Below are 12260 nucleotides of genomic sequence, written 5' to 3'. Positions count from 1 at the left end.
CCGGCGGACGGTCGACTTCACCACCGGCGAGGTCACCGCCCTCCACGGCGAGTGGACCAGCCGCGTCTTCGTCTCCCGCGCCGACGACGTGATCGTCCAGTACGTCACCGCCCCCGGTCTCACCCTCGGCCTCTGCCTCGACCCCCGCCTCCCCGGCGCCCCGCACGGCCTCGGTGTCGGCGAGGGAGCCGTCCTCACCCCCGACGGCGCCCTGCTCAGCCTGCGCGTGCGCTACCCGGGAACGGACCTCGCCTACACCGGCGTCACCCTCGCCGTCGTCGAGGGCGGCACGACGAGACTGGCCCCGCCGGGCGCCCGGATCGCGGGCGCGACGGCGCTCCTGCTCCTCACCCGGGTGCGCCGCCACACCGGTGAGCTGGACGTGGTCGCCGAGGGCCGCGCCCTGCGCGACCTGCTCAGCGGCACGCCGTACGACACGCTCCTCGCCCGGCACACCGCCCTCCACCGCACCGCCTACACCCGGGTCACCCTCGACCTGGCCGCCGACCCGGCCGAGCGCGCCCTGCCCGGCTCCGGCCTGCTGGCCCGGCCGCAGAGCCCGGCACTCCTGGAGCGCCTGTTCGCCGCGGGCCGCTACCACCTGCTGTCCGCGAGCGGCACCCTCCCGCCCCGGCTGACCGGCCTGTGGACCGGCGACTGGAACACCGCCTGGTCCGGCGCGTTCACCCACGACGCCAACCTCAACCTCCAGACCGCCTGCGCCGCGTCCGCCGCCCTCCCGGAGGTCACCGAGGCCGTCGCCGCGCTGGTTGACCGACAACTCCCGGACTGGCGGGACAACGCCCGCGCCGTCTTCGGCACCCGGGGCGCGGTCGCCCCCGCGCACTCGGACGGCGAGTCCGGGCACAGCTACCACTTCAGCCGCGAGTACCCCCTGCACCTGTGGACCGCGGGCGCCGACTGGCTGCTCAAGCCGCTCGTCGACCACGACGAGACCCACGGCACCCGCGACCCCCGCACCGCCGCCGCGCTCGCCGAAGTCGCCCTGTTCTACGAGGACTTCCTCACCCGCACCGACGCCGACGGCAACCTGGTCGTCGTCCCCTCCTACTCACCGGAGAACCGCCCGGCGAACGCGAGCTGGGGCGCGCTCAACGCGGCCATGGACCTCTCAGCCGCCCGGCACGCCCTGCGCACCGCCGCCGCCTACCACCCCGAGCACGCCGACCGCTGGCGCGCCCTCGCCGACCGGCTCCCCCCGCACCGCGTCAACGAGGACGGCGCCCTGGCCGAATGGGCCTGGCCCGGCCTGGAGGACGCCTACGACCACCGCCACCTCAGCCACCTCTACGGCGTGTGGCCGCTGGACGAGATCACCCCCTACCACACCCCTGACCTGGCGAAGGCCGCGCACCGGGCGCTCGAACTGCGCGGCGCCGAGAACGACTCCGCGCACGGCCACCTGCACCACGCCCTGCTCGCCGCCCGCCTCAGGGACGCCGGCCGGGTCGCGCACGCGCTCGGCCAGGTGCTGGCGGGCGACTTCTTCCACGCCTCCCTGATGAGCGCCCACTACCCCCGGCGCGACGTCTACAACGCGGATGCCGCGCACACCCTGCCCGCCGTACTGATCGAGATGCTGGTGCACTCGACCCCCGGCCGGCTCGTCCTGCTCCCCGCCCTCCCCGAGCACCTCCCGGCGGGCGAACTGCGCGGCGTGCGCACCCGGTTCGGGGCCGAGGTCGACCTCGCCTGGAGCCGCGCGAGGGCGACCGCCGTGATCCGGCCCTCCCGCACGACCCGTGTGGAACTCAGGACCCCCTCCGGCGCCGAGCCGCTCGACCTGGCCGCCGGAGAGGACCGCGTCCTCGACCTGACGACGCGGTGACCCCCACATTTCCCCCACCCATGGAAGGGACACCATGGCAGCACACACCGCACTCCGCAGGATCACCAAGGCCCTGCTGGCCCCGGCCCTCGCGCTCGGTGCCACCGTCGGCCTGGCCTCCGCCCCCGCCCAGGCCGCCGTCTGGAACTCCTGCGACCAGTGGGGCAACACCACGCTGAACGGCTACACCCTCTACAACAACATCTGGGGCTCCGGCGCCGGCAGCCAGTGCGTCTGGGCCAACTCCGGGACCAACTGGGGCGTCTGGGCCGACCACCCCAACACCGGCGGCATCAAGTCGTACCCCAACTCCAAGAAGGTGATCAACAAGCCGATCACCTCGATCGGCTCGCTGACCAGCAGCTACAACGTCACCGTCCCGTCCTCGGGCGCGTACAACACGTCGTACGACATCTGGGACACCGACTACGACTACGAGATCATGCTCTGGGTCAACCACAACGGCGCCGTCGGCCCGCTCGGCACCTCTCAGGGCACCGTCAGCCTCGGCGGCCACACCTGGAACGTCTACAAGGGCAGCAACGGCCACAACGAGGTCTTCTCGTTCCTGCGCACCTCGGACTCGAACTCCGGCACGGTCGACATCCTGCCGATCCTGAAGTGGATCAAGGACACCAAGCGCTGGATGGGCAACGAGACCATCGGTGACGTCCAGTTCGGCTACGAGATCACCTCGTCCTCCGGCGGGCTGAACTTCACCACCAACAACCTCACCGTCAGCGGCGGCTGACCCGAGGCGGGGGCGCCCGGTCCCCTCTCCGGGCGCCCCCGCACGCCGCGGCTACTCCGCCACGGGCAGCCGCGCCCCGTCCCGCAGGAACAGCGGGATGCGGTCCAGCGGGGCGTCGACCGTCACGGCCGCACCGCCCTCGTACGTCTCCCCGGTCCACGCGTCCGTCCACGTCGCGCCCGCCGGGAGGTAGGCCGTGCGGGCCGTGACGCCCGCCGTCAGCACCGGGGCGACCAGGAGATCCCGGCCGAAGAGGTAGGCGTCGTCCACCGACCAGGCCGCCTGGTCCTCCGGGAACTCCAGGAACAGCGGCCGCATCACCGGCAGCCCCTCCTCGTGCGCCTCCCGCATGGCCTGGAGGACATACGGCTTGAGGCGCTCGCGCAGCCGCAGATACCGCTCCAGGATCGCGCCGGCCTCCTCGCCGTACGACCACACCTCGTTGGGGCCGCCGGTCATCTCCGGGCCCAGCGGCATGCCCGGCTCGCGGAAGCCGTGCAGCCGCATCAGCGGGGACAGCGCGCCGAACTGGAACCAGCGGACCATCACCTCGCGGTACTCCTTCTCGTCCGGGTCGCCGCCGTGGAAGCCGCCGATGTCGGTGTTCCACCACGGGATGCCGGACAGGGCCGTGTTGAGGCCCGCCGCGATCTGGCGGCGCAGGGTCGCGAAGTCGGTGCCGATGTCACCGGACCACAGCGCGGCGCCGTAACGCTGACTGCCTGCCCAGGCCGAGCGGTTGAGGGTGATGATCTCGTCCTCTCCGGAGTCCTTCAGCCCCTCGTAGAAGGTGCGGGCGTTCTCCGCCGGGTAGAGGTTGCCGACCTCGAGGCCGGGGCCCGCCCAGTAGCGCAGGTTCTCCTGGAAGCCCGGCTTCAGCTCCGGCTCGCACGCGTCCAGCCAGAACGCCTTGATGCCGTACGGCACCAGGTAGTTGTCGCGGACACGGGACCAGACGAACTCCCGGGCCTGCGGGTTGGTCGCGTCGTAGAACGCCACCTGCACCGTGGAGGCGACCTCCTTGTCCGGCCAGTCGGCGTGCGCCATCGGACCGTACTGGGTGCCGATGAAATAGCCGCGCTGCTCCATCAGCGGGTGGTTCTCGCTCAGCGGCGAGACCGACGGCCAGACGCTGACCACCAGCTTGACGCCCAGCTCGTCCAGCTCGCGGACCATCGCCGCCGGGTCCGGCCACTCCTTCGGGTCGAACTTCCACTCGCCGAGGTGCGTCCAGTGGAAGAAGTCGCAGACGATCACGTCGAGCGGCAGACCGCGGCGCTTGTACTCCCGTGCCACCGCGAGGAGTTCGTCCTGGGTGCGGTAGCGCAGCTTGCACTGCCAGAAGCCCGCCGCCCACTCCGGCAGCATCGGGGTGCGGCCGGTGACCGCGCTGTAGCGGCGCTGTCCGTCGGCCGGGGTGCCCGCGGTGATCCAGTAGTCGATCTGCCGGGCCGAGTCCGCCACCCAGCGGGTGCCGTTGTGCGCCAGCTCCACCCGGCCGATCGCCGGGTTGTTCCACAGCAGCGTGTAGCCGCGGCTGGAGGTGAGCACCGGAATGCCGACCTCGGCGTTGCGCTGCACCAGGTCGAGCACCAGGCCCTTCTGGTCCAGCCTGCCGTGCTGGTGCTGGCCGAGCCCGTACAGCTTCTCGCCGTCGTACGCGGCGAAGCGCTGCTCCAGCCGGTGGTGGCCGTTGCCGACGGCGGTGTACAGCCGCGGGCCCGGCCACCAGAAGTGCGCGCGCTCCTCGGCGAGGATCTCGCCGCCGTCGTCGGTGCGCACGAAGCGGATCAGGCCCTCCGCGTTCACCCGCACGGTCAGCGCGCCGACGGTCAGCCGCGCCTCGCCGTCGCCGGTCTTCACGGTGCTCTCGGTGGGCGGGGCGTCCGTGAGCAGGGCGCCCGGCAGCCCGTCCAGGACCGGGCCGCCCAGCCGGGCCCGGACCCGCACCGCGTCCGGGCCCCACGGCTCGATCCGCAGCGTCTCCTGACGGCCGCTCCACTCCAGCGCGCCGTCCCGCTCGCGGAACGTGCCGACGGTGGGGGAGGACTGCGCGAGGCTGACCTTGGGCTGGATTTCGGCAGGCTGGATCACGTGGCGTGCTCCTGAAGACAAGGGGGTGCCCCGGGAAGGGCCCACGACGGGGAAGAGCCGGTGAGGAGGACGGGCCGGGAGAGGGACGAGCCGGGAGGTGGAGGCCAGGAAAGGGGAGGGGCTGGGAAACAGGGAGCGCGGGTCAGGAAGCGGCGGGTGCCGGGCCCGTGCTCGCGCGGACCGTCAGCTCGGGCGCCAGCAGGACGACCTCGTCGCCGCCCAGCCCGTCCAGCTTGGCGACCAGACGCTCCACGGCGTGCCGGCCCATCTCCTGGGCCGGGATGGCGACCGACGTCAGCCGCACCGACGCCTGGACGGCGACCTGGTCCGGGCAGACCGCGACCACCGACACGTCCTCCGGCACCGCCCGGCCCTGCTGGCGCAGCAGCGCGAGCAGCGGCTCCACCGCCGACTCGTTCTGCACCACGAACCCGGTGGTCGCCGGACGCTCGTCGAGGATCCGGGCGAGGGTCGCCGCCATCGCGTCGTACCCGCCCTCGCAGGGACGGTGCAGCACCCGCAGGCCCAGCTCGCGGGCGCGGGCGCGCAGCCCGTCGAGGGTGCGCTCGGCGAACCCGGTGTGCCGTTCGTACACCGCCGGGGCCTCACCGATGACAGCGATGTCGCGGTGGCCGAGCGAGGCCAGGTGCTCCACGCACAGCGCGCCGGTCGCCGTGAAGTCCAGGTCCACGCAGGTGAGTCCGGTGGTGTCGGTGGGCAGCCCGATCAGCACCGACGGCTGGTCCGTGCCGCGCAGCAGCGGCAGCCGCTCGTCCTCCAGCTCGACGTCCATCAGGATCATCGCGTCGGCGAGCCCGCTCCGGGTGACCCGGCGCACCGCGTCCGGGCCCTCCTCGCCGGTGAGCAGCAGGACGTCGTAGCCGTGGGTGCGGGCGGTGGTGGCCACCGCGATGGCGATCTCCATCATCACCGGCACGTACATGTCGGTGCGCAGCGGGATCATCAGCGCGATGATGTTCGACCGGTTGCTGGCCAGGGCGCGGGCTCCGGCGTTGGGGTGGTAGCCCAGCTCCCGGATGCTCTGCTCGACCCGGTGCCGGGTGGTCGCGGAGATGGACCGCTTGCCGCTGAGGACATAGCTCACCGTGCTCGCCGAGACTCCGGCGTGCTGGGCGACCTCGGCGAGGGTGACCATCCGCTCTCCAAGCTTTGTGAAGCGCTTCGACAATGCGCAATGCGAACAATGGTGGGTGAGGGTGGTTCGACAGTAGCTCCAGCGCGGGTGGGTGTCCATAGGGTGTCGAAGCGCTTCGACACCTTTCTTTTCCGCGCCCCGATCGCAGCCGGTGAACGGCCGGGGGCGCAGGAGCACGGTCCCCTCCGCGGCACCCCCGGCGCAACACCGGTCGGCCGAACGGCCGCGCGAAGGGTGGTGGGACAGTCCGTTATCGGGTACATACGATCGCGTAACACCCGTCGGTAACCAATTGGACCTTGATCCCGATTCGCGGCGAGGTGAGCCTCATGTCCGCCACTCCCACCACCCGACCTACCGTCACCGAACGTGAGGCCCGCCAAGTCGCGGAGGCCGCTCGGGAACAGCACTGGCGCAAGCCCAGCTTCGCCAAGGAACTGTTCCTCGGCCGCTTCCGCCTCGACCTCATCCACCCCCACCCGCTCCCCGCCGGCGAGGACGTCCGCCGCGGCGAGGAGTTCCTGGCGAAGCTGCGCGCCTTCTGCGAGACCGGAATCGACTCCGCCCGCATCGAACGCGAGGCCCGCATCCCCGACGAGACCGTGGGCGGGCTCAAGGAACTCGGCGCCCTCGGCATGAAGATCGACCTCAAGTACGGCGGCCTCGGCCTCACCCAGGTCTACTACAACAAGGCCCTCGCCCTGGTCGGCTCCGCCAGCCCCGCCGTCGGCGCCCTGCTCAGCGCCCACCAGTCGATCGGCGTCCCGCAGCCGCTGAAGATGTTCGGCACGCCCGAGCAGAAGGAGCGGTTCCTGCCGCGCTGCGCCCGCACCGACATCTCCGCGTTCCTGCTCACCGAGCCGGACGTCGGCTCCGACCCGGCCCGCCTCGCCACCACCGCCGTGCCGGACGGGGACGACTACCTCCTCGACGGAGTGAAACTGTGGACCACCAACGGGGTGGTCGCCGACCTGCTCGTCGTCATGGCCCGGGTGCCGAAGACCCAGGGCCACAAGGGCGGCATCACCGCGTTCGTCGTGGAGGCCTCCTCGCCGGGCATCACCGTCGAGAACCGCAACGCCTTCATGGGGCTGCGCGGCCTGGAGAACGGCGTCACCCGCTTCCAGGGCGTCCGGGTCCCCGCCGCGAACCGCATCGGCCCCGAGGGAGCGGGCCTGAAGATCGCCCTCACCACCCTCAACACCGGCCGCCTGTCGCTGCCCGCGATGTGCGTCGGTGCCGGCAAGTGGTGCCTGAAGATCGCCCGCGAGTGGTCCGCGGCCCGCGAGCAGTGGGGCAAGCCGGTCGCCCTGCACGAGGCGGTCGGCTCCAAGATCGCCTTCATCGCGGCCACCACCTTCGCCCTCGAAGCCGTCGTCGACCTGTCCTCCCAGATGGCCGACGAGGACCGCAACGACATCCGTATCGAAGCCGCCCTCGCCAAGCTCTACGGCTCCGAGATGGCCTGCCTCATGGCCGACGAACTCGTCCAGATCCGCGGCGGCCGCGGCTTCGAGACCGCCGAGTCGCTGGCGGCGCGCGGCGAGCGGGCCGTACCGGCCGAGCAGATGCTGCGCGACCTGCGCATCAACCGCATCTTCGAGGGCTCCACCGAGATCATGCACCTGCTCATCGCCCGCGAGGCCGTCGACGCCCACCTCTCCGTCGCGGGCGACCTCATCGACCCCGACAAGTCCCTCCAGGACAAGGCGAAGGCGGGGGCGCAGGCCGGCGTCTTCTACGCCAAGTGGCTGCCCAGACTGATCGCGGGGCCCGGCCAGCTGCCCCGCTCCTACGCCGAGTTCCGGCACGGCGGCGTCGACCTCTCCCCGCACCTGCGGCACGTCGAACGCACCGCCCGCAAACTCGCCCGCTCCACCTTCTACGCCATGTCCCGCTGGCAGGGCCGCATGGAGACCAAGCAGGGCTTCCTCGGCCGGATCGTCGACATCGGTGCCGAACTCTTCGCGATGAGCGCCGCCTGCGTCCGCGCGGAACTCCTCCGCTCCCAGGACGACCACGGCCGCGAGGCCTACCAGCTCGCCGACGCCTTCTGCCACCAGGCCCGCCTGCGCGTCGACGCCCTGTTCACCCGCCTGTGGGACAACACCGACGACCTGGACCGCAAGGTCGTCAAGGGCGTCCTGACGGGCACCTACGAGTGGCTGGAGCACGGAGTCGTCGACCCCTCCGGCGACGGCCCTTGGATCGCCGACACCCGCACACCCGGGACCCCCCGGCCCGACGTACGCCGGATCATCCCCGAGTGACCGAGGACACTCGCACGAGGGACGCCCTGTCCTGACAGCCCTCACGTGCGGCCACAATGGGGGGATGAGCGACAGTCCATCCCCCCGAGGGCGCGGGCCGCAGGCCCCGTCCGCCCCGCGACGCCACGCACGCACTCTCGCCGCACCGGGCTCCGCACCGGCTACGCCCAGTACGCGGGCCGGCACCCGGCACGGCGAGAGCACGCTCCTGACGCCGCAGGGCCCGCCCCCCGGGCGGACGACGGGGCCCGCGGCCCGCGCCCTCGCGGATCCGCACCGCCTCTACGACCCGGTCACGGACGACGGCCCCAAGGACGTGGTGATCCTCGGCTCCACCGGGTCGATCGGCACCCAGGCCATAGATCTCGTGCTGCGCAACCCCGACCGCTTCCGGGTCACCGGCCTGTCCGCCAACGGCGGCCGGGTCGCCCTGCTCGCCGAGCAGGCCCGCCGGCTGCGGGTGCGGGCGGTCGCGGTCGCCCGCGAGGACGTGGTGCCCGCGCTGCGCGAGGCGCTGAGCGCGGCGTACGGCCCGGAGCCGCTGCCCGAGATCCTGGCCGGCCCGGACGCGGCCACCCAGCTCGCCGCCTCCGCCTGCCACACCGTGCTGAACGGCATCACCGGCTCCATCGGCCTCGCCCCGACCCTCGCCGCCCTGGAGGCGGGCCGCACCCTCGCGCTCGCCAACAAGGAGTCGCTCATCGTCGGCGGCCCGCTGGTCAAGGCGCTCGCCGAGCCCGGCCAGATCATCCCGGTCGACTCCGAGCACGCCGCCCTCTTCCAGGCCCTCGCCGCCGGCACCCGCGCGGACGTCCGCAAGCTGGTCGTCACGGCCTCCGGCGGGCCCTTCCGGGGCCGTACGAAGGAGGAGCTGGCCGCCGTCACCGTCGAGGACGCCCTCGCCCACCCCACGTGGGCGATGGGCCCGGTGATCACCATCAACTCCGCGACCCTCGTCAACAAGGGTCTGGAGGTCATCGAGGCACACCTGCTGTACGACATTCCCTTCGACCGCATTGAGGTCGTCGTGCACCCGCAGTCGTATGTCCACTCGATGGTGGAGTTCACGGACGGATCGACGCTGGCGCAGGCGACGCCCCCCGACATGCGGGGCCCGATCGCCATCGGCCTCGGCTGGCCGGAACGCGTCCCCGACGCGGCCCCGGCCTTCGACTGGAGCAAGGCCTCGACGTGGGAATTCTTCCCCCTCGACGACGAGGCCTTCCCGTCCGTGAACCTCGCCCGGCACGTGGGCGAGCTCGCGGGCACCGCACCGGCGGTGTTCAATGCGGCCAACGAGGAGTGCGTGGAGGCGTTCCGTGGCGGCGCGCTGCCGTTCAACGGGATCATCGAGACCGTGACCCGGGTCGTCGAGGAGCACGGCACCCCGCGCACGGGAACCTCGCTCACCGTGGCGGACGTCCTCGAAGCGGAGACCTGGGCACGCGCCCGGGCCCGGGAACTGACGGCGATGACGGCGGAGGCCCGTGCATGACGACCCTGATGATGATCCTCGGCATAGTCGTGTTCGCGGTCGGCCTGCTGATCTCGATCGCCTGGCACGAGCTGGGGCATCTCTCCACGGCCAAGCTGTTCGGCATCCGCGTGCCGCAGTACATGGTCGGCTTCGGCCCGACCATCTGGTCGCGCAGGAAGGGCGAGACCGAGTACGGCATCAAGGCCATCCCGTTCGGCGGCTACATCCGCATGATCGGCATGTTCCCGCCGGGCCCCGACGGCAAGCTGGAGGCCCGCTCCACCTCCCCGTGGCGGGGCATGATCGAGGACGCCCGCTCCGCCGCCTTCGAGGAGCTGAAGCCGGGCGACGAGACCCGCCTCTTCTACACGCGCAAGCCGTGGAAGCGGGTCATCGTGATGTTCGCGGGCCCGTTCATGAACCTGGTGCTGGCCGTCGCGCTGTTCCTGGTCGTCCTCATGGGCTTCGGCGTCACCCAGCAGACCACCGCGGTCAGCGAGGTGCAGAAGTGCGTGGTCCCGCAGAGCCAGGCCCGTGACACCTGCAAGGCCTCCGACCCGGCCTCGCCGGCCGCCGCGGCGGGCCTGCGCGCCGGCGACAGGATCGTGGCCTTCGACGGCGTGCGCACCGACAACTGGAACCAGCTGTCCGACCTGATCCGCTCCCACCCCGGCGAGAAGGTCGCGATCGTCGTCGACCGCAAGGGCGAGGAAGTCACCCTGCACGCCACGATCGCCACCAACCAGGTCCTCAAGAAGGACTCCCACGGCCAGGTCGTCGAGGGCGAGTACGTCACCGCCGGCTTCCTCGGCTTCAGCGCCGCCACCGGCGTGGTCAAGCAGGACTTCGGCGACTCCGTGACCTGGATGGGCGACCGGGTCGGCCAGGCCGTCGACTCCCTCGCCGCCCTGCCAGGCAAGATCCCCGCCCTGTGGAACGCCGCCTTCGACGGCGCCCCGCGCGAGCCCGACTCCCCGATGGGCGTGGTCGGCGCGGCCCGCGTCGGCGGTGAGATCTTCACCCTGGACATCCCGCCCACCCAGCAGCTGGCGATGGCGCTGATGCTGGTGGCGGGCTTCAACCTGTCCCTGTTCCTGTTCAACATGCTCCCGCTGCTGCCGCTCGACGGCGGGCACATCGCGGGCGCCCTGTGGGAGTCGCTGCGCCGCAACACCGCCCGGCTGCTGCGCCGCCCCGACCCCGGCCCGTTCGACGTGGCGAAGCTGATGCCGGTGGCCTACGTGGTGGCCGGGATCTTCATCTGCTTCACCATCCTGGTGCTGATCGCGGACGTCGTTAACCCGGTCAGAATCTCGTAGCCGCCCGGCGTTCGACGCGGCCCGGCGGTGTTCACCCTCCGGGCCGCCCACTCTTCGGGTGGTTTGCCGGCGGGATGTGCTCAGTCCATGGCCCGTGCCGTAATCTCGAAGCCCGGAGCCCGCCGCTGACGGGACCGGGACCTTGATCCACGACTTGGGGTTGCACAGCAGATGACTGCGATTTCTCTCGGCATGCCGTCCGTTCCGACCAAGCTCGCCGAGCGCCGGAAGAGCCGGCAGATCCAGGTCGGCTCCGTGGCGGTCGGCGGGGACGCGCCGGTCTCGGTCCAGTCCATGACGACGACCCGCACCTCGGACATCGGCGCCACCCTCCAGCAGATCGCCGAGCTGACCGCCTCCGGCTGCCAGATCGTCCGCGTCGCCTGCCCCACGCAGGACGACGCCGACGCTCTGCCGGTCATCGCGAGGAAGTCGCAGATCCCGGTCATCGCCGACATCCACTTCCAGCCGAAGTACGTCTTCGCCGCGATCGAGGCCGGCTGCGCCGCCGTCCGCGTCAACCCGGGCAACATCAAGCAGTTCGACGACAAGGTCAAGGAGATCGCCAAGGCGGCGAAGGAGCACGGCACGCCGATCCGGATCGGTGTCAACGCGGGCTCCCTCGACCGGCGCCTGCTCCAGAAGTACGGCAAGGCCACCCCCGAGGCCCTGGTCGAGTCCGCCCTGTGGGAGGCGTCCCTCTTCGAGGAGCACGACTTCCGGGACATCAAGATCTCGGTCAAGCACAACGACCCGGTCGTCATGATCGAGGCGTACCGGCAGCTCGCCGCGCAGTGCGACTACCCGCTGCACCTCGGCGTCACCGAGGCCGGGCCCGCCTTCCAGGGCACCATCAAGTCGGCCGTGGCCTTCGGCGCCCTGCTCTCGGAGGGCATCGGCGACACGATCCGGGTGTCCCTGAGCGCCCCGCCCGTGGAGGAGGTCAAGGTCGGCCTCCAGATCCTGCAGTCCCTCGGCCTCCGCCAGCGCGGCCTGGAGATCGTCTCCTGCCCGTCCTGCGGGCGCGCCCAGGTCGACGTCTACAAGCTGGCCGAAGAGGTCACCGCGGGCCTGACCGGCATGGAGGTCCCGCTCCGCGTCGCCGTCATGGGTTGCGTCGTCAACGGCCCCGGCGAGGCCCGCGAGGCGGACCTCGGCGTCGCCTCCGGCAACGGCAAGGGCCAGATCTTCGTCAAGGGCGAGGTCATCAAGACCGTCCCCGAGTCCAAGATCGTCGAGACCCTCATCGAGGAGGCCATGAAGCTGGCCGCCCAGATGGAGGCGGACGGCGTGGCCTCCGGCGAGCCGTCGGTGGCGGTCGCGGGCTGACCCGGGGTTACCCGC

8 protein-coding genes are annotated in these 12260 nt (G+C 71.8%); 6 read left to right on the top strand and 2 right to left on the bottom strand.

Annotated elements, in window-relative coordinates; genetic code table 11:
* The coding region (locus CCN42_RS26810) for a glycosyl hydrolase family 95 catalytic domain-containing protein (protein WP_086739451.1) at positions 1-1849 on the top strand (1849 nt) is incomplete at its 5' end.
* Positions 1850-1883: 34 nt separating this feature from the next.
* Complete coding sequence (locus tag CCN42_RS26805) at positions 1884-2600, top strand: glycoside hydrolase family 12 protein (protein WP_086172689.1); 717 nt, start codon at positions 1884-1886, stop codon at positions 2598-2600.
* Positions 2601-2651: 51 nt separating this feature from the next.
* Here the strand turns inward: CCN42_RS26805 and CCN42_RS26800 are convergent, their stop codons facing one another.
* Together CCN42_RS26800 and CCN42_RS26795 are read right to left on the bottom strand one after the other, a co-directional pair.
* A complete protein-coding gene (locus tag CCN42_RS26800; protein WP_086739450.1) occupies positions 2652-4694 on the bottom strand; it encodes a glycoside hydrolase family 31 protein in 2043 nt (680 codons plus the stop codon).
* 142 nt (positions 4695-4836) lie between these two features.
* Positions 4837-5850, bottom strand: a complete 1014-nt coding sequence (locus tag CCN42_RS26795) for a LacI family DNA-binding transcriptional regulator (protein WP_086739448.1) — start codon at positions 5848-5850, stop codon at positions 4837-4839.
* A gap of 329 nt (positions 5851-6179) precedes the next feature.
* Here CCN42_RS26795 and CCN42_RS26790 point away from each other — a divergent pair, with 329 nt between their 5' ends.
* The 4 genes from CCN42_RS26790 (at position 6180) to ispG (ending at position 12245) form a co-directional block, all read left to right on the top strand.
* Positions 6180-8120, top strand: a complete 1941-nt coding sequence (locus CCN42_RS26790; RefSeq protein WP_086739447.1) for an acyl-CoA dehydrogenase family protein — start codon at positions 6180-6182, stop codon at positions 8118-8120.
* Positions 8121-8436: 316 nt separating this feature from the next.
* Positions 8437-9615 (top strand): 1-deoxy-D-xylulose-5-phosphate reductoisomerase, encoded by a 1179-nt coding sequence (gene dxr / locus CCN42_RS26785; RefSeq protein WP_245877473.1) that lies wholly within the window; start codon positions 8437-8439, stop codon positions 9613-9615.
* A gap of 8 nt (positions 9616-9623) precedes the next feature.
* A complete protein-coding gene (locus CCN42_RS26780) occupies positions 9624-10916 on the top strand; it encodes a M50 family metallopeptidase (RefSeq protein ID WP_086739453.1) in 1293 nt (430 codons plus the stop codon).
* A gap of 171 nt (positions 10917-11087) precedes the next feature.
* Positions 11088-12245: a flavodoxin-dependent (E)-4-hydroxy-3-methylbut-2-enyl-diphosphate synthase gene (gene ispG / locus CCN42_RS26775; RefSeq protein ID WP_086739445.1), complete on the top strand. Its 1158-nt coding sequence runs from the start codon at positions 11088-11090 to the stop codon at positions 12243-12245.
* The last annotated feature ends 15 nt before the right edge of the window (positions 12246-12260 follow it).

Origin of the sequence: Streptomyces glaucescens (assembly GCF_002154375.1) — a bacterium.
Taxonomy (GTDB): domain Bacteria; phylum Actinomycetota; class Actinomycetes; order Streptomycetales; family Streptomycetaceae; genus Streptomyces; species Streptomyces glaucescens.
This window is presented reverse-complemented; position numbering and strand designations above follow the sequence as displayed.